At 68.8% G+C, this 24539-nt stretch carries 23 protein-coding genes; 11 read left to right on the top strand and 12 right to left on the bottom strand.

Going from position 1 to position 24539, the window contains the following annotated elements; all coding sequences use genetic code 11:
- Positions 1-303 precede the first annotated feature (303 nt).
- The 3 genes from ACFV7R_RS40145 to ACFV7R_RS40135 are packed head-to-tail and all read right to left on the bottom strand — an operon-like array spanning position 304 to position 2855.
- Positions 304-903 carry a GPP34 family phosphoprotein gene (locus ACFV7R_RS40145; RefSeq protein WP_385273556.1) on the bottom strand — a complete coding sequence of 200 codons (600 nt, stop codon included), beginning with the start codon at positions 901-903 and terminating at the stop codon, positions 304-306.
- Positions 900-2357, bottom strand: coding sequence for a dihydrolipoyl dehydrogenase family protein (locus tag ACFV7R_RS40140; protein ID WP_385273553.1), 1458 nt, complete (start codon positions 2355-2357; stop codon positions 900-902). Before ACFV7R_RS40140 ends, ACFV7R_RS40145 begins: the two co-directional genes overlap by 4 nt.
- Before the next feature lie 51 nt (positions 2358-2408).
- Entirely contained in the window at positions 2409-2855 is a 447-nt protein-coding gene (locus ACFV7R_RS40135; RefSeq protein WP_385273550.1) for a VOC family protein, read from the bottom strand.
- Between the two features lie 279 nt (positions 2856-3134).
- On the opposite strand from ACFV7R_RS40135, the gene ACFV7R_RS40130 reads away from it, so the two are divergent.
- Complete coding sequence (locus ACFV7R_RS40130; RefSeq protein WP_385273547.1) at positions 3135-3359, top strand: hypothetical protein; 225 nt, start codon at positions 3135-3137, stop codon at positions 3357-3359.
- A gap of 360 nt (positions 3360-3719) precedes the next feature.
- Here the strand turns inward: ACFV7R_RS40130 and ACFV7R_RS40125 are convergent, their stop codons facing one another.
- Positions 3720-4148 (bottom strand): organic hydroperoxide resistance protein, encoded by a 429-nt coding sequence (locus ACFV7R_RS40125; protein WP_385273544.1) that lies wholly within the window; start codon positions 4146-4148, stop codon positions 3720-3722.
- A 323-nt stretch (positions 4149-4471) separates the two neighbouring features.
- Between ACFV7R_RS40125 and ACFV7R_RS40120 the strand changes: the two genes are divergently transcribed.
- Positions 4472-5011, top strand: coding sequence for a hypothetical protein (locus ACFV7R_RS40120; RefSeq protein WP_385273541.1), 540 nt, complete (start codon positions 4472-4474; stop codon positions 5009-5011).
- A gap of 202 nt (positions 5012-5213) precedes the next feature.
- On the opposite strand, the gene ACFV7R_RS40115 is transcribed toward ACFV7R_RS40120, so the two are convergent.
- Positions 5214-5882, bottom strand: coding sequence for a peptide deformylase (locus ACFV7R_RS40115; RefSeq protein ID WP_385273538.1), 669 nt, complete (start codon positions 5880-5882; stop codon positions 5214-5216).
- Positions 5883-6103: 221 nt separating this feature from the next.
- Here ACFV7R_RS40115 and ACFV7R_RS40110 point away from each other — a divergent pair, with 221 nt between their 5' ends.
- From ACFV7R_RS40110 to ACFV7R_RS40100, 3 genes are all read left to right on the top strand, one after another.
- A complete protein-coding gene (locus ACFV7R_RS40110) occupies positions 6104-6610 on the top strand; it encodes a SigE family RNA polymerase sigma factor (protein WP_385273535.1) in 507 nt (168 codons plus the stop codon).
- Between the two features lie 590 nt (positions 6611-7200).
- A complete protein-coding gene (locus ACFV7R_RS40105; RefSeq protein ID WP_385273627.1) occupies positions 7201-8730 on the top strand; it encodes a dolichyl-phosphate-mannose--protein mannosyltransferase in 1530 nt (509 codons plus the stop codon).
- A 110-nt stretch (positions 8731-8840) separates the two neighbouring features.
- The gene (locus ACFV7R_RS40100) at positions 8841-9332 is read left to right on the top strand and encodes a hypothetical protein (RefSeq protein WP_385273532.1); all 492 of its coding nucleotides are present in this window, start codon (positions 8841-8843) and stop codon (positions 9330-9332) included.
- 169 nt (positions 9333-9501) lie between these two features.
- On the opposite strand, the gene ACFV7R_RS40095 is transcribed toward ACFV7R_RS40100, so the two are convergent.
- Together ACFV7R_RS40095 and ACFV7R_RS40090 are read right to left on the bottom strand one after the other, a co-directional pair.
- Positions 9502-10473 carry a quinone oxidoreductase family protein gene (locus ACFV7R_RS40095; RefSeq protein WP_385273529.1) on the bottom strand — a complete coding sequence of 324 codons (972 nt, stop codon included), beginning with the start codon at positions 10471-10473 and terminating at the stop codon, positions 9502-9504.
- 69 nt (positions 10474-10542) lie between these two features.
- On the bottom strand, positions 10543-10923 hold the full coding sequence (locus ACFV7R_RS40090; RefSeq protein ID WP_385273526.1) for a nuclear transport factor 2 family protein: 381 nt from the start codon (positions 10921-10923) through the stop codon (positions 10543-10545).
- A gap of 533 nt (positions 10924-11456) precedes the next feature.
- Between ACFV7R_RS40090 and ACFV7R_RS40085 the strand changes: the two genes are divergently transcribed.
- The 4 genes from ACFV7R_RS40085 (at position 11457) to ACFV7R_RS40070 (ending at position 15439) form a co-directional block, all read left to right on the top strand.
- Positions 11457-12053 (top strand): TetR/AcrR family transcriptional regulator, encoded by a 597-nt coding sequence (locus tag ACFV7R_RS40085; protein ID WP_385273523.1) that lies wholly within the window; start codon positions 11457-11459, stop codon positions 12051-12053.
- Positions 12054-12192: 139 nt separating this feature from the next.
- Positions 12193-13611: an MFS transporter gene (locus ACFV7R_RS40080; protein ID WP_385273624.1), complete on the top strand. Its 1419-nt coding sequence runs from the start codon at positions 12193-12195 to the stop codon at positions 13609-13611.
- 119 nt (positions 13612-13730) lie between these two features.
- Positions 13731-14162: a nuclear transport factor 2 family protein gene (locus tag ACFV7R_RS40075; protein ID WP_385273520.1), complete on the top strand. Its 432-nt coding sequence runs from the start codon at positions 13731-13733 to the stop codon at positions 14160-14162.
- Between the two features lie 47 nt (positions 14163-14209).
- A complete protein-coding gene (locus ACFV7R_RS40070) occupies positions 14210-15439 on the top strand; it encodes an epoxide hydrolase family protein (protein ID WP_385273517.1) in 1230 nt (409 codons plus the stop codon).
- Between the two features lie 741 nt (positions 15440-16180).
- Here ACFV7R_RS40070 and ACFV7R_RS40065 read toward each other — a convergent pair.
- The 5 genes from ACFV7R_RS40065 to ACFV7R_RS40045 form a co-directional block, all read right to left on the bottom strand.
- Positions 16181-16378 (bottom strand): hypothetical protein, encoded by a 198-nt coding sequence (locus ACFV7R_RS40065; protein ID WP_385273514.1) that lies wholly within the window; start codon positions 16376-16378, stop codon positions 16181-16183.
- Between the two features lie 119 nt (positions 16379-16497).
- On the bottom strand, positions 16498-17526 hold the full coding sequence (locus tag ACFV7R_RS40060) for an alpha/beta fold hydrolase (protein ID WP_385273511.1): 1029 nt from the start codon (positions 17524-17526) through the stop codon (positions 16498-16500).
- A 472-nt stretch (positions 17527-17998) separates the two neighbouring features.
- The gene (locus ACFV7R_RS40055) at positions 17999-19237 is read right to left on the bottom strand and encodes an epoxide hydrolase family protein (protein ID WP_385273508.1); all 1239 of its coding nucleotides are present in this window, start codon (positions 19235-19237) and stop codon (positions 17999-18001) included.
- A gap of 122 nt (positions 19238-19359) precedes the next feature.
- Positions 19360-19818, bottom strand: coding sequence for a nuclear transport factor 2 family protein (locus ACFV7R_RS40050; protein WP_385273505.1), 459 nt, complete (start codon positions 19816-19818; stop codon positions 19360-19362).
- Between the two features lie 374 nt (positions 19819-20192).
- Positions 20193-21635, bottom strand: a complete 1443-nt coding sequence (locus ACFV7R_RS40045; RefSeq protein WP_385273503.1) for an aldehyde dehydrogenase — start codon at positions 21633-21635, stop codon at positions 20193-20195.
- A 175-nt stretch (positions 21636-21810) separates the two neighbouring features.
- Between ACFV7R_RS40045 and ACFV7R_RS40040 the strand changes: the two genes are divergently transcribed.
- Both ACFV7R_RS40040 and ACFV7R_RS40035 read left to right on the top strand, forming a co-directional pair.
- Positions 21811-22407 (top strand): TetR/AcrR family transcriptional regulator, encoded by a 597-nt coding sequence (locus ACFV7R_RS40040; protein WP_385273621.1) that lies wholly within the window; start codon positions 21811-21813, stop codon positions 22405-22407.
- Between the two features lie 71 nt (positions 22408-22478).
- Positions 22479-24539, top strand: a 2061-nt coding sequence (locus ACFV7R_RS40035; RefSeq protein ID WP_385273618.1) for an AAA family ATPase, incomplete at its 3' end; no start/stop codon positions are given.

Below are 24539 nucleotides of genomic sequence, written 5' to 3'. Positions count from 1 at the left end.
CCGGACATCTCGGATCTGGTGAGGGCACGATACCGATTCTCACGAGCGCGCCTTCTCCTCACGACGGTCCGACGGGCGGAAAGATCCCGGCTTCCCCTATTCCCTATAGCTCCACGTACTTCGCAGGGGAAAAGGTTCACCCGGGGCTGCCCAGCGTCTGTAGGAACCGACGGTCGATCAGCCGACCGGTGCCGTGAGGGGCCTCGTCCAGGCAGCGGAGTCTCAAGAAGCCTCCCATGCGGCAGGTGTGAAAGCCCCGCTCACGGGTGTGACCACGCCCGTCGGCGCGCCCGCTCAGCGGCCCTATCCCCGCCAAACGTTGTCGAACGCGGCGTTCTCGACGTCCCGCCGCAGTCGTACGGCCTCCAGCTGCGTCACCGCGTCACCGACGGCGGCCAGTACCGTCGTGACCGCGTCCCCGGTAAGGCTCTCGCGGGCCTCGGCCGAGTCCTCCCCGATCCCTGCGGCCGCCAGCAGAGCGGCGAGGACGGGCTCGCCGGACGCCCTGCGTTCCTCCGCACTGCGGCGGGCCTGCGAGGCGGCCAGGACGGTCCGCGCGGACCGCAGCCGGAAGTGGCCCCGTGGGTGGGTGACGAGCCCGGCCCGCTCCAGGTCGTCGACATAGGCCGCGGCGAGCTCGCCACCGCGGCGCCACAGCCACTCGTCGACCTTCTCGTACGGCTCCTGCCGGGTGAGCGAGGCGTGCGCCTGGTCCAGCAGACGGTCACCCGTCGCCACCCGAGGGCCGGGCATCATGCGGTCGCCGTCCAGGCTCAGCGCTCCGCTCTCCAGGAGATCGACCGCCTCGGCCCCCGCGAGCGCAAGGGACAGGTCTCCCTGTGCCACGGGCCGATCGGACGACATACCCAGGGCGACGAGCGCGAGGTCGCGTGCGGTGGTCATGAGTCCCTCCTCGTCTCGAGCAGGCGCAGCCACACCTCGCTGATGGTGGGGAACGCGGGTACGGCGTGCCAGAGACGTTCGACCGGCACCTCCCCGGTGATGGCGACGGTGGCCGAGTACAGCAGCTCGGCAACGCCCGGTCCTACGAAGGTGGCGCCGACGACGACCTGACGGTCCCGGTCGATGAGGATCCGGGCCCTGCCCCGGTAGTCGGGGCGGTACTGGACGGCGCCCGCGAGGTGACCGATCTCGTAGTCGACGACCTCGACGGCCCGGCCGGTGCGCTCGGCCTCGCGGACGGTCAGGCCCACGGAGGCGACCTCGGGGTCGGTGAAGACGACACCGGGGATGGCCTCGATGTCGGCCGTACTGCTGTGCGGAGCCCAGCGGCCGGTGTCCAGCTGATCACCCCGGGCCCGGCCGGCGATCACGGCACCGGCGATGCGCGCCTGATACTTGCCCTGGTGGGTGAACAGGGCCCGGCGATTGACGTCGCCTACGGCGTAGAGCCAGTTCCCGGGGACGGCAGTGACGGTGAGGCTGTCGTCGGTGGCGAGCCAGTCACCCGCCCTCAGTCCCACGGTGTCGAGGCCGATGTCCTCCGAGCGCGGGGCGCGGCCGGTGGCGAAGAGGATCTCGTCGGCGGTGATCTCACCGCCGTCCGACAGCCAGACCCGGACCTCACCCCCGCCGTCGCCGTCCTCGCCGTCCGCCCTCTTCGCATCCACGACGGAGACGCCGAACCGTACGTCCGCTCCGGCCTCCCGCAGCCGCTCGGTGACCAACTCCCCCGCGAAGGGCTCCATCCGGGGCAGCAGTCCGTCCTCGCGGGCCAGCAGGGTCACCCGGCTGCCCAGGGCCTGCCAGGCGGTGGCCATCTCGACGCCCACCACACCGGCGCCGACGATCACCAGCCGCCCGGGCGGCTGCTGGGCGCTGGTGGCCTCCCGGCTCGTCCAGGGGCGCAGTTCCTGGACGCCGGGCAGCGGGGGCAGGGACGCGCGGCTGCCGGTGCACACGGCGACCGCGTGCCGGGCCCGCAGGCGGACGGTGTCGCCGTCGGGGGTCTCCACCGACACCTCGCGCTCCCCCGTCAACCGGCCATGCCCGCGCAGGAGATCGATGCCGACCGACTTGATCCACTCGACCTGGCCGTCGTCCTTCCAGTGGGCGGACATGCGATCGCGATGCGCCAGAACTGCCGCGACGTCCAGCGGACCCTTGACGGCGGGGGCGAGACCCGGGACGTGCACGGCGTCGGCGCGGAGCAAAACGGGGCGCAGCAGGGCCTTGCTGGGTTCGCAGGCCCAGTACGAGCACTCACCGCCGGCCAGTTCGCTCTCCACGATGACGGTGCTCAGACCGGCGGCGACGGTCCGGTCCGCGACGTTCTCACCGACCGGACCAGCGCCGATCACTATGACGTCGTACGTGCGGGTGTTCTCGGTCGGCATATGTCCTCCGTTGGCTGTGTGCCGGGCGGATGGGTGGGGGGCGGGCAGGTCTCAGCGGCCGGGGGCGCGCTCGGTGACCTCCTGGAGGAACCACTCATTGCCGTCCAGGTCCTTGAAGGCGGCGAAAGTGCCGTAGCTGGCCCGCTCCGGGTGCAGGCCCAGTACGCGGTGGGAGTCACCGGCATGGTGGAAGGCGCCGGTCTCGTCGCGGAACGGGCCGGAAACCTCCACACCGCGGGAGGTCAGCTCCTCCTGAGCCTTGACGATGTCGGTGACGGTCAGCTGGAGGCCGTGGAGCGTGCCCGCTTCCTGTTGCGTGAGGCCCCGGCCGAAGATGATCGAGCACTCGGAGCCGGGCGGGGTCACCTGCACGATCCGATAGCCGTCGTTGATCGGGAAGTCGGCGTCGAGGCGCCAGCCGAGCTGCTCCACGTAGAAGCCCTTGGCCCGGTCCACGTCGGAGACGGGCAGGATGACGACTTCGAGCTTCATGTCCATGGCTGTGATCTCGCTTTCTACGGTTCGGCATACGTCGGCAGGCACTGCGCTCTCAGTGTCGGCCGTGGTCGACATGTGTCGCCTCAGTCACCTGACTCAATTCGTTACCGGAGTCATAGCACCTGACGGCTTTGGGATACGTGTGAATGTTGGGCGCTCCGCCTCGGGCCGCGAACGCGTGCCAGGGCGGAGGTGGGTTGCCGCACGCTCTCCGCCGGAGGCGCCCTCGCCACGGCCGGAACAGCTGCGGCGAGCACAGCCACGGAGAGTTGACACAAGGTGGACTACGTCGCCCTCGGTGACTCGTACGCCTCCGCACCACTCGTGCCCACCCAGGCCGACGCGACCTGTCTGCGTTCCCACCAGAACTACCCCTCGCTGGTGGCGCGGTCGCGGTCCGCGACGCTGACGGACGTCAGCTGCTCGGGTGCCACCGCCACGGGTGAGAGCGTGATGGCCGCCGCCGTCGAGGGGGTTCTCACACGTCATGGACGGCACCACTGACGTTCCCCTCGCAGCCGGGTGACCGGTCCGGCATGATCCGGTGCCGGACCGGTCCTTCCACCGGTCAGAGAAAGCTCGAGGCCGACGGGCCGTACCCAGACAGCGCCGCACTCTCCGCCCAGTTCCACACCTGCGTGTCCGTCGGCCAGTCACGGTCCTCGGAGCTTGCCGCGTCTCGGGACGGCCGCTCGCCGGGGAGGCAGTCGCGATCCGAACGAGGCTGCGGGGCGATCCGTACGTATGTGTGCGTCATGGAGGCCATGTCCTGCCCTCGCTCTTCGGTCGGCGGTGTGGGTACGGCTGAGGGGGTGGCGGGTCCCGTGCAGGGGGAACACGGGACCCGCGGTCCAGGAGGACGGGTCAGGCGGCGGCGCTGGCGTTGATGGTGACCGGGATGTTGTCGCGCGTGGCCTTGGAGTACGGGCAGATCTGGTGGGCGGCCTGCGCGAGCTCCTCGGCGGTGGCCTGGTCGACACCGCCGAGCACCGGGTTGAGGACCGCGGAGAGGGAGAACTCGCCGTCGTCGCCGTGCGTGAGGGTTATCTCGGCGGTGATGGTGGTGCTGGTGAGCCGGATCTTGCGGATGGTGGCGGCGCGGCGCAAAGCGCCGAGGAAGCAGGCGGCCCAGCCTGCGGCCAGAAGCTGCTCGGGGTTGGTCGCGGTGCCGGCGCCGCCGAGCTCCTTGGGGAGGGCGAGGCCGGTCTCCAGCAGACCGTCGGAGGAGCGGACGTGACCGCCGTTCCGGCCCTCTCCGTCGACGTCGACAACGGCGGTGTAGCTGACTGCCATGACTAGTGCTCCCCATCTGGGTCGAAAGGTCTTCGGGCGCCTGCCGACCAGGACACTTTTCGTGTCACCGGTTGAGGCGGTGACGTAATCATGGCAACCGTTCCGTCACCCGTCAAGCCGGTGATTGGCGACTTCGCGAATTACACATGTCCTCTGTCGCCCTTATGACATGTCCCAGCTGTGCCACCGGTATCGAGTGACACCTGCCTCGCGGCCGTCGGATTCTGTCGCGCAGATGAACGGCACACAGCGCGCCGGGAGAGGCACGGAACCGATGAGACACACCCGCTTGGACGACCGTCCGCCTGATCACCGGCGACAGCGTGACTGTGGCCAAGGGCCCGGAGGGCCGGCAGACGGCCTCGGTAAGGCCGGGCCCCGGACGCGACGGCATCGTCTTCCACACCTTCGAACAGGACGGGCGCCTGACGGTGCTCCCCTCCGACGCCTCATCCCTGGTGTCCCAAGGCCGCCTGGACGCCGAGGTGCCGACCAGCCCCGCCGACTACCGCCTGGAGCTGAACACTTCGCGCACCTCCCCCGACTGGGACTACGCGACCGCGACGACCTGGTCGTTCCGTTCGCCCTCCAGGGACAAGCCCACCGAGCTGCCCCTCCTCCAACTCGACTACGCCGTACCGGTCGACGCCCACAACACCATCACCCGGGCCTGGTCGTACGGCGTGGACGTCACCGTCCGCGCCCAGGACAGGGCACCCGCCCCGCACGGGTCGAGGTGCAGGTCGAGATCTCGTACGACGACAGCCGCACCTGGCGTCCGGCGAACGTCCACGACCGTGGCCACGACACGTTCCGGGCCACGGTGGACCGCCCGTGCCATCGGATCGGCGCCTCGTACGTGACGCTGCGCGTCACGGCCCGGGACTCCGCGGGCGACAGCGTCCAGCAGATGGGCCTCAGCCGAAGGACCGTCCAGCGCCGCATCCAGAGTCTGATGACACGTGCCGGCGCCGGGGACCCGCATGTAGCTCGCCTGGCAGGCCGCCCGCCGCGGCTGGCTCTGAGAGGGCGGCCCCGGTTCACCCTCCCTGTCCCAGAGGTCCGTTACGGCAGCGGGAAGCCGAGCTGCTTGGCGGCGTCAGCCAGACCGTTGGCACCCCACCGCACCACTGCCTGCTCCGTCGTGGACAGGGACCGCAGCTCGGCGCGGTCAAGGTAGAGCATCCCGTCGAGGTGGTCGGTCTCATGCTGCATGATCCGCGCCCCGAGCCCGGCATGCTCTTCCACATGGCGCTGTCCCGCCTCGTCCTCGCGAGTCAGCCTGATCCGGTCGGGACGAGTCACCACGGCCTGCCAGCCGTCCACGCTCAGGCACCCTTCGAAGCTCGCCCTCCGCGGTCGTCCGACAGCCTTGTACGAAGGGTTGACCAGCACGGTGAACGGCACGGGCTGTTGCCCGCGCTCGATCAACCGGGCGGAGAACTCTGCGGGTGTCGACAGCACCGCAAGCCGCAGCGGCAGCCCGACCTGCGGCGCGGCCAGTCCGACAGCTCCGTGAATCTGCTCCATCGTCTCGCGCATCCTGGCGATCAGATGCTGCAGCATGTCGTCGTCGAGCTGCCCGTCGTAGGAAGCGGTCTTCTTCCGGAGCACCGGATCGCCGGCCTGGACGATGCTCAACGACCCCGGCTTCTCGATGAGTTGCGCCACCTTGTCGGTGAGTTCATTGCTTCCCATGCCTGATAACCGGAGCCGGGCCGGTGCGGGGTTCACACGACCGTTCAAGGAGTGAGGAAGGACACATGCACGATGCCGCTGGGCAGACATGTACCGCAAGGCCGACATTCCGCACCGTCAGGCTCGCGTGTGTGTGATCCACGCCATATGGCGGGGGCGCATAGCGAGGTAGGGGCCAGTGTCTTTGTTGTAGTGACAAGGGGCGTGTCCGCGGTAGAGGCCGGCGTGCTCGGCAGGGAGGCAAGGGGGCGACGCTGATGGGGCAGTTGCGGGCCGATGCGTTCGACCGGTTCGTGGCGGCTCGGTGGTCGGCGTTGCTTCATCTGGCGCGGCTGCTCACTGGCGGAGACCGGCACCGGGCCGAGGATCTGCTGCAGGAGGCGCTGGTCAAGCTGTGGTTTGCGTGGCCGAGGGTGGCCGATCAGGCGCCCGAGGCCTATGTGCGCAGGATCCTGGTCCGTGCCGTGGCTCGCTCGGCGCGGCGTCGCTGGTGGGGCGAGCATCCCGTCGACCAGCTGCCCGATCCGCCCGGGGTGGGGGATGAGACCGCCGCCGTGGACGAGCGGACCCGGTTGGAGACGGCGTTGGCGTCGCTGCCGGCGCGGCAGCGGGCTGCGGTGGTGCTGCGCTACTACCAGGATCTGCCCGAGCGGCACGTCGCGGAAGTGCTGGGGTGCCCGGTGGGTACCGCCCGTTCGCTCACGGCACGCGGCGTTGCACGGTTGCGGCAGCTTCTGGCCGAGACAGTCGAGCCGGTGGAGTGAAGAAGGAGCCATGGATCACTTCGAGCATGAGCTGGCACGGATGATGCGTGACAGTCAGGAGGACCCGCCCTACGACGACCGTCACCGACACCGCCTGCAAGCCGACATCCACGCCCGGCAGCAGACCCGGACGGCCTGGATGGCCACCGGATCCGTGCTGACCGTTGCCGGACTTGGAGTCGGGCTGATGGTCCTGGCAGGCCTTTTCGCTCAGGACAGGTCCAACGGTCCTCAGCCCCGCCCCGTCACCTCTGCCGAGTCGTTCCTGACACCGTCGACGGTCCGCCCCGCCTCCACTGCCAAGGGAGCGCCGACGCCGACACGGACCTCAACCACCGCCCGCCGGTCAGCTGATCCCCGCTTGTCCTGCTCTCCACGAATTGAAAGCTCACTACGTGATTCATGAGAACCCACCCGCGCCGGCCGACGAGCCTCAGCAGGCGGCGAAGCCCCGGGCGGTCTCCTGGGAGCGGCGGCTGCGCCGGTTCGGGTACGTGGAGCGGCCGCGTACGTCCGTGCGCGACCGCCTGGTCGTGCCGTTTCCCGAGCCCGGGTCACGGCTGTGGCGCACGCTCGGCCTCTCCCCGGCAATGGCGGGCCGGCTGGCGCGCTGGTCCGGATGGGGCGGGCCGCTGCTGGTGGCGCTGCTGGCCGGGCTGTTGCGGTTTTGGCGTCTGGTCAGCCCGCGGGCGGTTGTGTTCGACGAGACGTACTACGCCAAGGACGCCTGGTCCCTGCTGCAGCTCGGTTACGAGGGCACCTGGCCGGACCGCAAGATCGCCGACCCGCAGATCCTCACCGATCCCCAGGTGATCCCGCTCTCCGACACCGGCGCCTTCGTCGCACATCCGCCGACGGGCAAGTGGGTGATCGCCCTCGGCGAGTGGATGTTCGGCCTCAACCCGTTCGGCTGGCGCTTCATGACCGCGGTCCTCGGCACGTTGTCGGTGCTGATGCTGTGCCGCATAGGGCGCCGCCTGTTCCGCTCGACACTGTTGGGTTGCCTGGCCGGAGCGCTGATGGCTCTGGACGGCCTGCACTACGTGATGAGCCGGACCGCTCTGCTCGACCTCGTCGTCATGTTCTTCGTGCTGGCGGCGTTCGGATGTCTGCTCATCGACCGGGACCACGCACGAGCCCGGCTCGCGGCAGCCCTGCCGGTCGACGAGGACGGCCACATACGCCCGGACGCACACACCGGCGACCATGCCGGGACGGGAGTGCGTCCCTGGCGGCTCGCAGCCGGCCTCTTCCTGGGCCTGGCGGCCTCGACCAAATGGAACGGCCTGTACTTCCTCGCCTTCTTCGTGACCCTCACTCTGCTGTGGGACGTCGGCTCCCGCCGCGTCGCCGGGGCATGCCGCCCCTACCGGGCGGTGCTGCGCAAGGACCTCGGCTGGTCGGTGCTGTCCCTGGTTCCGGTCGCCGTCGTGACATATCTGGCGACATGGACCGGCTGGTTCCTGTCCGACAACGGCTACGGACGCCACTGGGCGGACGGCCACGGCGGCACCTGGTCCTGGATCCCGGCCCCGCTGCGCAGCCTGTGGCACTACGAGTACGGCGTCTACCGGTTCAACGTGGGACTGCACACCCCCCACAAGTACGAGTCGAACCCCTGGAGTTGGCTGGTTCTGGGCCGCCCTGTGCTGTTCCACTACGAGTCACCGAAACCCGGGACGGACGGCTGCCACACGACGGCCGACTGCTCACAGGCGATCCTCGCCCTGGGAACACCGCTCCTGTGGTGGTCGGCATGCTGCGCACTCGTGTACCTGCTCTACCGATGGGCGCTGCGCCGCGACTGGCGCTCCGGCGCCGTCCTGTGTGCGGTGGGTGCCGGGTATCTGCCCTGGTTCCTGTACCAGGACCGCACGATCTTCTCCTTCTACGCGGTCGCCTTCGTGCCGTACCTGTGCCTGGCCGTCACGATGATGCTGGGAGCCCTGCTGGGGCCGCCGGGAGCGACTGACAAGCGCCGCACACGAGGTGCGGTGACCGCAGGCGTGCTGGTCCTGCTCATCGCCTGGAACTTCATCCACCTCTTCCCGATCTACACCGGGCAGACGATCCCGTATGCCGACTGGCGCGCCAGGATGTGGCTCGACACCTGGATCTGAGTCCGGCCGCAGGTACGTGCGGGTGACCTGGGCGACATCAGGTTTGCGGCCGAATGTCAGGAAGGTGTTGTGCTCGCCGACGACGACCCCGAACAGGCCGGTCTCCCCCGGTGGTCCTCCCCACCGGCGCGGACGCCATGGCCGCCCGCATCGGCCCGGTGACCAGCGCGAGCGCCGTGGCCAACACCCGCAAGACCGTCCTGCGTTCCGACCGCGCCGACCCGGCCGACGCATCCGGCATCAGCGTCCTGGCCCCTCGTACCAACCTGCTCAGGGCGGTCCATGGGGCCGTCCGCTCGGGATCGTTCCCCTCCCCGACCACGGCACGCTTCCTGACCGTGGCCCTGGGCTTCCGCGCCGCTTCCCGCCTCGGTTTCGACCGGGTGCGCACCGGTCAGGAGTCCAGGCAGGTCCACATCGACGGCCACGGGTTCACCGTCGTCGGCATCCTCGACCCCCTGCCGCTCGCCCCGGCCTCGACACCGCCGGCCCGCGAGCCGCAGATCGAGGCGGTGCGCGCCGCACTGCCCGCGACCCTCCATCCGCAGCTGCCGGGCCTGGTCCAGGTCAGCCGTCCGTCGGGCTCCCTGGCCGCCGTCTGAGGCGGCCCGGAGCGTCGGCGTCGAGCCGGAGGGGGCCGGGGCCTCCGCGCAATCGATTCGTCCCGGCCGGCGGGGTGTCACCTGCCGGAGTTTGCTGTAGTTCTTCCCCGGGCTCTCCGGGGGCTCGTCGTGCCGTCGTGCGACGTTGTCCGGTGTGTCTGTGGCCGGCTCAAAGGCTCGGATCGAGCAGGAGCTTGCCGGAGGTGCGCCGCGATTCGATGTCGGCGTGTGCCTGCTCGGCAGCGCCCAGCGGGTAGCGTTCGGTGATGTCGATCCGCAGCTTGCCCTCGCGGATCTTGTCGAACAGGTCTCCGGCGTGCTTGAGCAGCAGCTCCCGGTTGTGGATGTGGTCCGCGAACACTGCGTAGGTGACCCTGATGCTCTTGGGCAGGTCGAGCAGCCGCACCGTGGGGATGTCGCCGATCAGCGGGCCGTAGTAGACCAGCGTCCCGACCCGTCGCAGGGACTCGATCGAGGGCCAGAACGTGGTGGCACCGCCGCCGTCGAAGACCGCGTGTACGCCCTCGCCGTCGGTCAGGTCCTTGACCCGGTTCACGAAGTCACCGCCCGAGGAGACGAGGACCTCGTCCGCACCCGCCGCCTTCGCGGCCTGGACCTTATCCTCACGGGAGACCAGGCCGATCACGCGCGCGCCGCGCAGCTTGAGCAGTTGGGTGACGATGCGCCCCACACCGCCGGCGGCGGAGTGCACGAGCGCGGTCTCGCCCTCGGCCAGGGGTGCGGACTCGGTGACGAAGTGGTGCGCGGTGAGGCCCTGCATCATCGTTGCGGCGGCGACGTCGCTGGAGATGTCGTCCGGGACCGGGACGACCTGGGCGGCGGGGACCGCGATCCTCTCGGCGTAACTGCCGTAGACGGAGACCCAGGCCACCCGGTCGCCGATCGCGAAGCCGCTGACGCCCTCACCGATGGCGGTGACCCGGCCGGCGCCCTCGACCCCGGGGACGAAGGGCGGGTTGCCGGGCACTGCGAATCCGGTACGGGTGCCGGTGTCCATGAAGTTGACACCGGAGAAGTCGACGTCCACCACCAGTTCGCCCGGCCCTGGCTCGGGGTCGGGCCATTCCTTCAGCTGGAGTACTTCCGGTCCGCCCAGCTCTTCCACTACTACAGCGCGCATGGCGCACACCTCTTTCTGTCGGTACGACCGCCGGATGACCGGCGGATGCAATCGGAGAGACTGGTCCGCTCAGGCCTGCAGCAGGGTGGATGCGTAGGCGGGGTTGGTGTAGTCGCGCCAGGCCGCGATCCTGCCGTCGCGGAACTCGTAGATCGCCATGTTCATCACCGGGGCGAGCTTCCCGCCGGGCAGGGCGAGTCCGTGGATCTGTTCGGCGATGACGACGTCACCGTTCACCGCCTGGTGCACGGTCTCGAACTTGATCTGTGCGAAGTTCGCGAAGACGCCCTTCCACAGGGCGATGACCGCGTCGCGGCCCTTGACCGGTGAGTCGCCGTAGGCGGTGAAGACGACGTCGTCGGCCAGGAACGGGGCGAGGGCGTCGGCATCCTGTGTGTTGAAGGTGTTCACGAAGTCGCGGACGAGTACGTCGTTGTCGGTGGCAGCCATGTCAAGGGCCTCCAGGGTCGTTGTCTGTGTGTGTCGGATGTCGTCGAGCGTAGGAAGAATTTTTTGGACCAGCAAGTCCAGAAGGCTCTGCTCCTCGGGCGCGTTCAAACGGGGGCGCGTCCGAGGCCGAAAACCGTACACATCTCACACGTTTCTCGCGCGTCATATTCACACGTATGACCGACGGCGATGTGGTTTCCCAGGCCGCTGGGGCCTTTCAGGCGGTGGAGGCACTTGCCGGGGTTCTTCCGAACGGCTTTCGTGAGCGCGGTCCCGGTGGTGCTCTACTGGCGATCACCGGCTCGCAGATTCCCGCGTTGAACGGGATCACGAGCATCGCTCCCGCACCGGACAAGGCGGAGATCGGCCTGCTCGGCGAGAAGCTCGAGGCGCACGTCCAGGGACTCCCCTGGAGTATCCGGCTGCCGGGGCGAGCCGGGAACGGAGATCGTCGATCTCGCCGCCGCCCACGGGCTCGCCACGCTCACCCCAGAGGTGGACCGAAGGGTCCAAAGAAGTGGGATGATGATGAGATGAACAAGGGAATGACCGCCAAGGGCAGAGCTACCCGACACCGCATCATCGTCGCTGCGGCGATGCTGACCAGGGACAAGGGGGCTGCCGAGACGACGCTCGACGACGTGCGGGCAGCCACGGCCACCAGCAAGAGCCAGCTGTTCCACTACTTTCCCGAGGGCAGGGCCGACATCCTTGCCGCCGTGGCCGAGTACGAGGCAGGGCAGGTCCTCGAGGCGCAGCAGCCGCATCTCGGCGATCTCTCCACGTGGGAGTCCTGGCAGGGGTGGCGGCAGGCAGTACTCGACCACTACACGGAACTGGGACAGAAGTGCCCCCTCGGCAGCCTGACTGCCGAACTGGGCAAGTCCTCGCCCCAGGCCCGCTCGATCGTCACCTCTCTCTACGACGAATGGGAGGCAGCTCTCGTACGCGGCGTGAAGGCAGTTACGTCCGACGAAGAGGAAGCCGTACGGCGACGGGCGCGGAGCATCCTGGCGGCCGTACAGGGGGGTGTCGTGATGCTCCAGGGGACGGGGCGCACGGACTATCTCGACGCGGCCCTGACCGCGGCGATCAGCCCGTTGCAGCCTGCGGCCGTGGGCACCGCGTAGGCCCGACCGCAAGATTGGACTTGACGGTCCTATTTTGGCGAGTCAAGATTGGACCATGCCATCCAATCCTGCTTTGGAGCGCTCCCCCGACCCCCCACCCCGGACGCGCCCCTTCCGCGCGGAAGGGGCGCAGGCTTCGCTGACGCTTCTATCGGTCGCCTCGGTCTCGTACGCCCTGGTCCAGTCCGTGGTGAACCCCGGTCTGGAGGCGCTGCGCGATCACGTCCACACGAGCCAGCTCGGAGTGGGGTGGGTACTCACCGGCTTCCTGCTCTCGAGCGCCGTCCTGACACCCGTGCTGGGACGAGTCGGTGACCAGGTCGGCAAGCGCCACGTACTCGTCGCGGTCCTCGCCCTGCTCGCTCTCGGCAGCGTGATCGGCGCCCTCGCCACCAGCCTCCCCGTGCTCGTCCTCGCCCGCGTCCTCCAGGGCGCCGGCGGTGCCACACTGCCCCTGGCCTTCGGCCTGGTACGCGACCTGGTGCCCCGACGCCAGGTCGGCACCGCGGTCGGCACGATCGCCGCCGTCAGCTCCGTCGGCGGGGCACTCGGGGTACTGGTGGCCGGCCCCATCGTCTCCTCTCTGGGTGTCGCCTGGCTGTTCTGGCTTCCCGCCATCGCCAATGGGCTCGTCGCAATAGCCGTGTTCTTCTTCCTGCCGCGGTCCAGCGGCGCCACAGCCGCTGGACGACTGAACGTGGGTGCCACCGTGACGCTGGCCGGCACTCTGGTCCTCCTGCTGCTGCCGCTCAGCCTCGGCCAGGACTGGGGGTGGCTGTCCGGGCGGACGCTCGGCCTGCTCGCCGGGGCACTCGCGGTCGGGACGCTGTGGGTCTGGTGGGAGAACCGGTCCCGCCACCCCTTGATCGACATGCGCGTCTTCCGGATGCGTCCTGTGTGGACGGCGAACCTGGCTTCGTTCCTCTTCGGTTTCACCCTCTACTCGGTCTTCGGCTTCGTCCCGTCCTTCCTCCAGGTGCCCACGGCCACCGGGTACGGGCTCGGCAAGTCGATCACCATGTCCGGCCTGCTGTTCCTTCCGGTGACGCTCACTCAGTTCGCGAGCGGGGTCGTGACCGGTCCGCTCGCCACCCGAATACCGGCCAAGGCGCTGCTCATCCTTGGCTCCGTACCCGTCGTGGTCAGCCTCCTGCTGCTGGCGGCTTTCCACGGAGAACCATGGCAAATCGCTCTCACCATGGCGATAGGCGGCATTGGATTCGGCGTCGGCCTTTCCGCACTGTCGGCGCTCGTCGTGCACGCGGTGCCCGCCGAACACACAGGTGCCGTGAGCGGAATGAACGCCAACATCCGCACCATCGGCGGTGCGGTCGGCGCAGCCGTCGTCACCACGATTCTCGCCTCCACCGCGCGGGCGGACGGATACCCGAGCGAAGGCGGCTGGGTCGCGGTGTTCCTGGTACTGGCCGTCGCCGCGGTCGTCGGACTCACCTCGTGCCTGCTGATACCCACCGGCCACCAGGAGAACGAGTCGCAGGACATGCACATCGGCGCGGACCAGACCGCGGAAAGCACCGCTCCGGTACCCCGTTCCTGAGAAAGCGGCCGAAGCTCAACCCACCCCTCACATGTGCCACCGGCAGTCGTATGGCTGAGTACACGGACAAGACACATCTGTTAGGCAATAGACACATCTCGGCGAAGGAGGGCGGATACATGACCGTCACGACGCATACCGACCTCGACCAAATCCGCGAACTGAGGGCCCGCTACGTCCGGTACGCCGACACCAGGCAATGGGAGAAGATGGCAGGAGTCTTCACTGACGACGCCGTCATGCGATTCCGCGATGTCGACGGCACACTCGCCGACGAAGTCGCCGCCGCCGAATTCGCGAAGACCATCGGCGGCCGTGTCGGGGCAGGCCAGCCCATCCACCACCTGTCCACACACGAGGTCACATTCACCTCGGACACAACTGCTCAAGGGGTGTGGGCCATGGAGGACCGGATCTACCACGACCGCGAGGCCCATTACTCCTTCCTGCACGGCTTCGGTCACTACCACGACACGTATCGCAAGGTCGACAGCGAGTGGCGCATCTCCGACTGCGAGCTCACCCGGCTGCGGCTCAAGATCGTTCCCTGACCCGGAGCCACCCCGGCCACGCCTCATCACCCGAGAGAGACTCCCGCATGTCAAGCAAGCCCTTCCCCTTGACCCCCACCACCATCCACGTCCCCGACGAGGTACTCGTCGACCTCAAGGAGCGTCTGCAGCGCACCCGTTACGCCGTGGACGCCGGAAATCGCGACTGGTACTACGGCGTGGACGGCCAGTACCTGAAAGAACTGATCGACTACTGGATCGACGGATACGACTGGCGCGAGGCAGAAGCCGAGCTCAACCAGTACGAGCAATACCAGGTCGAAGTCGACGGCGTGCCCATCCACTTCATGCGCAGGGCCGGTGTCGGCCCCGATCCGAAGCCGATGCTGCTCTTCCAGGGCTGGCCCTGGACCGTCGCGATGGCCACCAAGGTCATCGACAAGCTCGCCGATCCGGGTGCCCACGGCGGAGATCCGGCCGAGGCGTTCGACGTCATCGTCCCCTCAACGCCCGGCTTCGGCTGGTCCACGCCCCTGCCCGACAACCCGGACATGAACTTCTGGAAGGCCGCCGACCTGTTCCACAAGCTGATGACGGAAGTCCTCGGCCATGAGAAGTACGCAGCCACCGGCTCCGACCTGGGTTCCATGGTCACCGCTCAACTCGGCCACAAGTACTACGAATCGCTGTACGCCATCCACGTCGGCTCACCGATCCCGCTGAACATGTTCAACGGCGACCGGGCCTGGGACCTCACCGGCGGTAAGACGATCCCCGAGGGCACGCCCGAGGACATCCGCGCCGGGATCCTCTCCTTCCAGAAGCGCTTCGTCGCCCACGTCGCCGTGCACATGCTCGACTCCAGCACCCTCGGTCACGCGCTGAGCGACTCCCCGGCCGGCATGCTGGCCTGGATCCTCGAACGGTGGACGAACTGGAGCGACAACGACGGCAACGTCGAGAACGTCTTCAGCAAGGACGACATTCTCACCAACGCGACGATCTACTGGGCCACCAACTCGATCAGCACATCGATGCGGATGTACGCCAACGCCAACCGCTACCCGTGGACCCCGTCCCACGACCTCACCCCGCCCGTTCAGGCACCCACCGGCATCACCCTGGTCGGGTACGAGAACCCGCCTGGCGTGACCACCGAGAACCGGGTCCAGGACTTCCTGGGCAGCCCCCGGGCGCCCTGGTTCAACCGCGTCAACGTCACCGCACACCCGGGCGGAGGCCACTTCGTGTTCTGGGAAGTACCCGACGCCTGGGTCGACGACGTGCGCCGTACCTTCCGCGGGCGCACCGACTGACGGTCGGACCGACCGAAAGCATCCGAGGGCGGGCTGGCCATCCCCAGAGCCGGTCCGTCCCTGGGCCCTCTGCCTCTCCGACGTATCGACGCCCGTCGCCCCGCGCCCTGACCACAAGCGCCTGCACGAACTGGAGTTTGCAGGCGAAGAAGCGGCAGCCGTACTCCTCGCACAGGGCCAGCCCCTCTCCGGCCAGCAGCGCGGCCTCGGCCCAGCGGCCCGCCTGGTGGTAGTCCGGGCACAGATGCGGCAGTGCGGCCAGGTACCGGCGGCCGGGCGCGGTGCGTGCCAGGTCGGCGAACCTCTGCGCGCACACCCACAGCAGGTCGGGAGGTGCGGGGGTGAGCCGGTCGAGGGGCCCGGAACAGCGGTGGCAACTTCTGTGGATCGCCGCTGTACGAGCACAACAGGATCAGGGTGAACAGGGCTTCTACGAGAGCGCAGCCGGACGCAGGACGGCCTTGCCTGTGCCGGCCTCGCCGGTCAGCAGGAGCGTCGCGCCGTGGATCGCGGAGCCGCTGAAGCGGGACCGTGGGAAGTCGAGACCCCGTCCCGCCCGATCAGCCGTGCTCTGGGGCAAGGCAGGCTGGGCGGTCCAGGTCGTTCATCGGGCTGCTGTCTCCAAGTGCTGCGATCGCATGGAGCCCTTGGGGCGGTACACAGAGTCCGGTCATGTCAACACGTGGCTCTGCAGCGTATGCAGTCGTCCGCGCACAAGGGGTGTCCGTGTCTGCCGGGTGTCTACAGTCCCAGGTCGAGGGCGAGGCACGAGTAGAACTTCCACGAGCCCGCGGGGTCGTACGATGCGTTGACCCCGTCGGCCGGCGTGGCCTCGACCTCTTCGGTCATGTCCTCGAAGCGGATGCGCTCGGGAAGCCTGCCGAATCGCGCGTGTCGTACCGCCGCCTCGGCGGCTTCCGCGGTGAGCCCCTTGTGCATGCCCGTGCTCTACTTCGTCGATCGTGGATGGCGTCCTGGTTGTTGCCCTGGACTGCTATCAGCACGCCCTTCCACTCGCCGCCCGTCAAATCGGTGACGAACGTCGGGGCGCGGATCGGTCACCTCATGGCGTCGACTTCGAGGATCGCGGCGGTGAAGGCTTCGGGCCGCTCCTGAGGGAGGTTGTGTCCGGCCCCCGGGACAACATGGTGCTTCCAAGGGCCCGAGAAGTGGGCGGCGTAGCCGGTCCCGTCGGTCGGCGGGATGACGCCGTCGGCCTGTCCGTCCAGGGTGACGGCAGGAACGGTGATCTTCGGCTGTTCCAGCAACCGCTTCTCCAGTTCCGCGTAACGGGGATCGCCGGGGGCCGCGGCCAGGCGGTGCCGGTAGCTGTGGATCACGACGTCGACGTAGTCCGGGTTGGTCCACAGCTCCGCCGCCTGCGCGAACTCGACCTCGGTGAACTGCCATTGGGGCGAGTTGCGGTGCCAGACGACCCGTGCCAGGTCCTCCCGGTTGCGTTGGAGCCCCTTCCGCCCCCGCTCAGTGAGGAAGTAGAAGAAGTACCAGTACCCCTCCTCGAGCGCGGGCGCCAGCGGCTCCTGGGCGACGGCGAGGTTCTGGATGAGGTAGCCGTTCACGGAGACCACGCCGGTGCAGCGCTCCGGCCGCAGAGCCGCGGCGACGTCACCGGCCCGCCCGCCCCAGTCGTATCCGGCGAACAGGGCCCGGGGAAGGCGCAGGGCGTCCATGAAGGCGATCAGGTCCGCGCCGAGCGCCGCCTGCTCGCCGGAGCGAAGGGTGTCGTCGCGGAGGAACCGGGTCTCTCCGTGGCCGCGCAGGTAGGGGATGTAGCAGCGGTAGCCGCGCCGAGCGAGCGCGGGCGCCACCTCGGCGTAGGAGCCGACGGGACTGAAGGGCCAGCCATGCAGAAGGATCACGGGCTTGCCGTGGGCCGGGCCCACGTCGTGATATGCGATGTCGAGGACATCGGTACGGGTATGGCGCACCGGCCCCAGATCGCGTGCGATCCGCCCGGTCGGCGCCGTGTCCGTGCGTGCCGACGCCTGACCCGCCCCGGTGAGACCGGCGGCTCCGGTCGCCGCTGCCGCCGCCATGGCCTGGGTCAGTCTCCGTCTGCTGATCATGTCGTTTCCTCGCGTTCGATCCGGAGCGTGTGAGATACATGTGCACACACCCACCACGTATCACCGCTCTAACGGGTTACGAGGATCGTCGTATCAGGTGTCTCTGTCAAGGAACCGACGACGTGGCGGCGCTGCACATGTGTCGGCTGACTCCGTTATCGGAGCGGGGTGCTGAGCGCCGGCGTGGTGCTGGGCGTGGGTCTGCTGCTGAGGTGTTCCGTCCTCGGCAGCGGGCGAGAAAGCGGCGCCTCCAGCCCCACTGCGGTGGCCGGCCATAAGGTTTCCGGACGTTGCCACAGGGCCCCTGCCCGCAGTGGAGCATGGCTCGGTGGGCAGCCATCATGTGGTCTGGACGACCCGTCCCGACGATGTCGCACATCTCGACCGGCTGCGCGGGCGACCGGTGCCGGGGTTCTGACAGCGACGGGCCTCCTGCTCCGGAATCGGAGCAGGAGGCCCGTCGCCTGCAGGGTCAGCCACCGATCCTGCGGAAGGTCTCGACGAGGTCCGAGGCGAACGCTTCGGGGTTCTCGTAGTGGACGAAGTGGCCGCCCTTCATGTGGGCGTTGGCGTTGACCACGTTGAAGGAACTGCGCGTCGGCCCGTTCTCGAAGAGGGCGATGCGCTCTTCGACGGTGTTGATGGCGGGCGGGTAGGCGTCGCCGAGCAGGAAGGTGAAGCCGGCCGGCGGCTCGACGACGGGCTGGCGGTCGTGGGAGGGCACCCACGGGTGGCGCACCGCGTTGCGGTACATCCGGATCGAGGTGCCGATGGACTGCGTCACCCAGAAGATGGTGGCCTGGGTGAGGATGAAGTCGCGGGGAAAAGCCTCCTCGAAGTTGCCCCGCTTGTCGCTCCACTTCTTCCACCGCCGCAGCAGCCAGGCGAGCATCCCGATGGGAGAGTCGTTCAGACCGTGGGTGAGGGTCGAGCCGTCCAGCATGTGGACAGCGACGTGCGAGGCATACGTGTTGACGAAGTTCTCCAAGCCCTCCCGCAGCTCCGGCGAGGCGTCCTCCGGGATCTTGTTGCCGTCGGTCAGATCCCAGAACCGCTCGTTGGCGAACTGCCCCGGAGGCATGTCGTGGCCGTAGTGCAGGCCGATGATGCTGTCGGCGTACTTGTGGCCGAGCGCACTCGTCACCAGAGCACCGTAGTCGGAACCCGCCGCCCCGTACTTCTCGTAGCCCAGCACCTCGGTCATGAGCTTGTGCAGGATGTCGGCGATCTTCCAGTAGTTCAGATCGCCCCTGCCGACAGGGGTGGACCAGGCGAAGCCGGGCAGGTCCGGGATGATGACGTCGAACGAGATGGACGGGTCACCACCATGGGCGGCGGGGTCCGTCAGCGGGCCGATGAGCGCATAGCTGAACTCGCCGGGCCACGGCCATCCGGGGCTGATGATGAGCGGGATCGGGTTCGGGCCCTTGCCGCGCTCGTACACGAAGTGCACGGGTGTGTCGTCGATTTCGACCTTGTGCTGGTTGTAGGAGTTCAGCCGCTTCTCCTGCGCACGCCAGTCGAAGCCGTCCGCCCAGTACTCCACGAGCGGCTTCAGGTATGCGGTGCTGATGCCGTAGTACTCCTCCTCGTTGTCCAGGTCGTCGAAGAAACGGGTCTTCTTCAGGCGGTCCTTGAGGTCATCGAGGACGTCCTGGGGGACGTCGATGGTGTACGGCTCCAGCGCGGCGGGCTTGTTGCTGTTGCTCATGTCAATGCTGCTTTCGTGTGGGAATGAAAGAGAGGTTGTTACTCGGTAGGCAGGTAACGGGGGGCGAAGTCGCGCCGCGGCCGGTCGGGTTGCCCGCCTCCGGGCGAAGCGAAGGGGCGCGGTCAGGCGGTGAAGTCCAGACGGACTCGGGTCTGCTTGAGCTCGGCGATCCGCCAGGAACCATCGATCTTGACGAAACGTGCGTGGTAGTGGCCGAAGCCGTGCATACCCCTGAAGGGAATGGTTTCGGACACCTCGGCACCCTCGGGCCGGGTGACGATGTCCTCCATCGCGAACACGCCGCGGGCGGTGGTCCCCGAGTCGACGTCGATCTCGTCAGAGAACAGGTGGTGGATCAGGGTGACACCGGGGCCGCCGCTGGAGCCGACCGTCGCGGCGATCTCGTCCCGGCCGTTCATGCGCAGCCACACCGTTCCGTCCGGCTTGTGCGGGGTGAACGTGCCGTCAGGTGTGAACAGGTTCGCCAGGTCGTCCCAGCGCTGGTGATCCGCGTAGCGGACGTAGCGGGCCATCAGACGGCGGAGTTCCTCAGTGATGCCGAGGCGCTCAACAGTTTCCATGATCGATCTTCCTTCTTCCCATGATGTGCGGGTCTCCGCAGCGCCCGGCCCGTCCGTCTCCGACGTCATGCGCGTCCGCCGAGGGCTGGCGATCAGCCTGCCGGTGATGCGAACATCACCGAGGCGCTCCGATTCCTTATGGACTGTTCGGTCCAGTCATCATGCGCCAACCAGAATGGACCGGCAAGTCCAAAAAGGGGTGGCGCCGGTCACAGTGCGGACCGGTCGCGCAGCACGGACTCCCCCGGGGCCGCCGACAACGCGGCGCTCCGAGCGGGAACGACTGCCGACGGCGGCAGGTGATTGGGCCACCTGCCGCCGTCGGCGGTCGTTCTGTGTCGTGCGAGGGGTCGGAGCGCTCGCAAGGTCGGGGGTCAGACGGTGATGGTCTTGTACTCGGTGTAGGTGCCGAGGCCGACCGCGCCGTACTCGCGGCCGATGCCGCTGGCCTTGAAGCCGCCGAACGGGCCGTCGAAGGCGATGGATGCGCCGTTGACCGTGATGGTGCCGGTGCGGACGCGGCGGGCGACCGCCAGGGCGTGTTCCTCGTCGGAGGACCAGACGCCGCCGGAGAGGCCGTACTCGGAGTCGTTGGCGATGCGGACGGCGTCGTCCTCGTCGTCGTAGGCGATGACCACCAGGACCGGGCCGAAGATCTCCTCCTGCGCGATCCGCATGGAGTTGTCGACGTCGGCGAAGACGGTGGGCGTGACGTAGTTGCCCTTCTCCAGGCCTTCGGGGATCTGCGGGCCGCCGGTGACGAGGCGGGCGCCCTCGTCGATGCCGAGCTGGACGTAGTTGCGCACCCGTTCCTGCTGGTCGGGGCGGATCATCGGGCCGATGAAGGTGTCGGGGTCGTTCGGGTCGCCCACCTTGAGCGACTCCACCAGGTCCTTCAGCGCGGCCACGACCTCCTCGTACCGGCTGCGCGGGGCCAGGATCCGGGTCTGGGCGATGCAGGACTCGCCGTTGTTGAGCAGGGAGCCGAACTTCACGCCCGCGACGGCCTTCTCGATGTCGGCGTCGGGAAGGATGATGGCGGCGGACTTGCCGCCCAGCTCCAGGCTGACCCGCTTGAGCTGCTCGCCGGCGATCGCGGCGATGCGGCGGCCGGCTCGCGTCGAGCCGGTGAAGGCGATCTTGTCGACGTCCTGGTGCGAGACCAGGTATTCACTGGTCTCCCGGTCCGCGGGCAGGACGCTGATCACGCCCTCGGGCAGGCCCACCTGCTCCAGCAGCTCGGCCAGGAAGCCCATGCTCAGCGAGTTCTCCGGGGAGACCTTCAGGACCACGGAGTTGCCGGCGACCAGGGCCGGGATGATCTTCGAAGTGGCCGAGGAGAAGGGCGAGTTCCACGGGATCACCGCGGCCACGACGCCGACCGCCTCGCGGCGCACCACACTGCGCACCGGGGAGGCCGGGTCGGAGGGCTGAAGCGTCTCCTCCCAGCCGAACTCCTCCGCCGCCTTCAGGTAGGCGTTCGCCTGCCGGGTCAGGCCGGGCTGTCCGGCGCGGGTGAACCAGCCGGCCGAGCCGTTCTCCAGCGAGATCAGGTGTGCGATCTTCTCCGCGTTCTCCTCGCGCAGTGCGTTGAACCGCCGCAGGACCGCGATGCGCTCCGCGGGCGGGGTCAGACGCCACTCGCCCGCTTCGAAGGAGGCCCGTGCCGCGGCGACCGCGCGGTCGACGTCCGCCGGCTGTGCCTGCGCGGCACGGCCGACCACCGACCGGTCGTGCGGGGAGGCGATGTCGAGCAGCTCCGGGTTGCCCGGCTCGGCCCAGGTACCTCCGATGAAAAGCCGGTCGTAGATGATCATGTGCTTTCTCTCTTCCGGTGCGCCATCCAACTGTCACTCCAATGTAGCACTTCCATTCATTAAGTGCGCATTGAAGTGGCTGCAAGGATGTGATTCTCTACATCAGAGGTACTCTTAAGGAATGAGAGCCGACGCTGCGCGCAACCTGGAAGCCGTCCTGACCACCGGAGCACGTATGCTCGCCGCCGACCCCGCCGCGAGCATCGCGAGCATCGCGAGCATCGCCACCGAGGCGGGTGTGGACCGGCGCACGGTCTACCGACGCTTCGCCTCGCGCGAGGACCTTCTGGCGGCCATCTACGAATCTCGCCTTACCGCCATCGAGCACGCCATCGAGGACGCGCGGCTCCGGGAGGCACCCGTCGCCGTCGCCCTGCACCGCTACGTCGAGAACATCATCGCCGTCAACCGCACCTGGCCCGTCGACCTCGCCCGCATGCTCGCCGACGACACCATTCACCCACGCCGCGACGCGTCCGTCCGCGAGGTCGACGCCTTCCTCCGGCGCGCCACCGACGAAGGCCTCCTGCGCCCCGGCCTCCCGGAGGGATGGGCGAGGCCGCTGCTGCCCGAGCTGGTGAACCTGGCAGCGCATCAGCTGGCACACCTGAGCCCCGGGCAGGCGGCCGACGTGGCGGTCGACACGTATGTGCGCGGCATCGGCATCCCGAGCCGCCGTGCCCCGCATCCGGCGGAGACCGGGGAGCCGGAGCGAGCCGAACTTGTGCCCAGCGGCTTGCTTCGCCGCGAAAGCAGGGCTCCGCACACATAGGCTCGAAGCGTGTACACATGTGGCTGGTTCGTTGGTGAGGGGAGTGAGGCGCCGTGGCGTCGCTCGTGACGATGATCGGCCGGAACGGCGAACGAGGGCGGTTGTCCGCGTTCGTGACGGCCGCCGAAGGTCAGGCCCTCGTCCTCAAGGGGGAGACGGGTGTGGGCAAGAGCACCTTGCTCGACCATGTCGCCCAAGTGGCGGCGCAGGCAGGCCACGAGGTGGTCCGGGCCGCCGGGGTCGAGGCGGAGTCCGGGCTCCCGTTCGCCGGTCTGCACCAGTTGTTCCACTCCCTGCTGCCCTCCGTCGACGGTCTGGACCAAGTGCACCGCACCGCGTTCGACACCGCCTTCGGCCGCAGCGCCGGGAAGCCGCCGTCGGTCATGTCGGTCGGCATCGCCGTCCTCGACCTGCTGTCCCTGGCCTCCTCGGCGAAGCCGCTGCTGCTGGTCCTCGACGACGGCCAGTGGCTGGACGCCTCCAGCATCGCGGTGATCGGTTTCGTGGGTCGCCGGCTCACCGGCAGTTCGATGAAGCTCGTGGTCGGACTGCGCTCGGACATCACATCGGGCTTCGACACCGCCGCCCTGCCCGAACTGCCCGTCAGAGCCCTGTCGGACACGGCCGCCCGACAGCTTCTGGACCTGCGCCACCCGGACCTGGACACAGCTGTCCGCCGGCTGGTGCTGGACCAGGCCCAGGGAAACCCGCTGGCCCTGCTCGAACTGCCCGCCCACGTCCGCGTCGGTCACGCGGGACTCGCGACCGCCGGAGTCCTCGGACTCCACGATGCCTCACTGCCGCTGCCCCGACGCCTCCAGCACGTATACGGCACACGTGTCAGAAAGCTCAGCGACGGCGTCCGTGAGGAGCTGCTGCGCGGTGCTCTCGACGGTGTCGGAGCGACATCCGGAACGGCGCCCGCACCCGGTCTGGGGCGCTACCGCATGCGCGACGCCGACGAGGCCGTGGCCTGCGGTCTGCTGGACGTCGACCCGCTCAGCGGCGAGTTCGCCTTCCGGCACCCGCTCGTACGTTCCACCGTCGTCCAGATGGCCACGCCCAATGAGCGGCGCGCGGCGCACGCGGCCCTCGCCCACGTGCACCGCGACGACGTCGAGCGGCGGGCCACGCATCTCGCGGCCTCGACCGTCGACCCGGACGAAGAGGTGGCGGCCGCCCTGGAGGCGGCGGCCGAGTCCGCGACCCGGCGGGGCGGCGCGGTGGCTGCCGTGGCCTGGCTGACCCGCGCCGCGGAACTCAGCGAGAACCACGAGGACCGTTCCCGCAGGCTCGGCGACGCGGCCTTCGTCGCCGGACACGCGGGGCTCTTCGACCAGGCGCAGCAGCTCGTCCGCTCCGACCGGGCACCGGGCACGGCCGAGTCCCCGGCCGCCGTGGTCACCTCGGCCTACATGGCGCTCTTCGAGGACGGAGACGTACAGCACTCGCACCGCCGGGTGACCGCGGCGATCGAGAACCTGCTCGACCGCGAACCGCACAAGGCGTCCGAGGTGCTCACACGTCTCGTGAACCTGCTGTTGGCGATCGACCAGTACGCCGGTGACCCGGCGCAGTGGGAGGAGACCCGCGTCTTGCTCGGCTCACTGGGCGATCTGGCCTCGTCGCGCTCGCTGATCTACCGCGACGCGTGGGGCGACGTGGTCCGGCACGGTGCCGAGGTAGGGGACAGAGTGGAGCGTGAGTTCGCCCGGCTTGCGGACATGGAGCCCTGGGACATCACCCGGCTGGGGGTCGCCGCCTACCACGTGGACACCCTCAGCCAGTACCGGCCGCATCTCCAGCGCACCGTGGACCGCGAGGCCGAGACGGGCTTCGTGCGCAACAGCATGACCACGCAGCACCTGATCATGCTGGACCAGATGACGGTCGGCGAGTGGGACGAGGCCGAACGCACCGGACAGCGCTGCCTGGAGCTGACGACGTCCCACGGATACCTGTTGCTCGCTCATCACACCCGTGCGTATCTGGGGTTGTTGGCCGCGCTGCGGGGCCAGGTGGACCGCGCCCGGGAACTGCAGGCCACCGTCGACGCCTGGGCCCGCCCCCGCGGCATCGGCTTCCTCACCCAGACCGCCGACGCCATCGGCACCACCGCCGCCCTCGCCGAA

This window comes from Streptomyces sp. NPDC059866 (assembly GCF_042731325.1).
Lineage (GTDB): Bacteria > Actinomycetota > Actinomycetes > Streptomycetales > Streptomycetaceae > Streptomyces > Streptomyces flavusporus.
The sequence above is the reverse complement of the archived record's forward strand: the minus strand, read 5'-3'. Positions and strand labels throughout refer to the sequence as shown.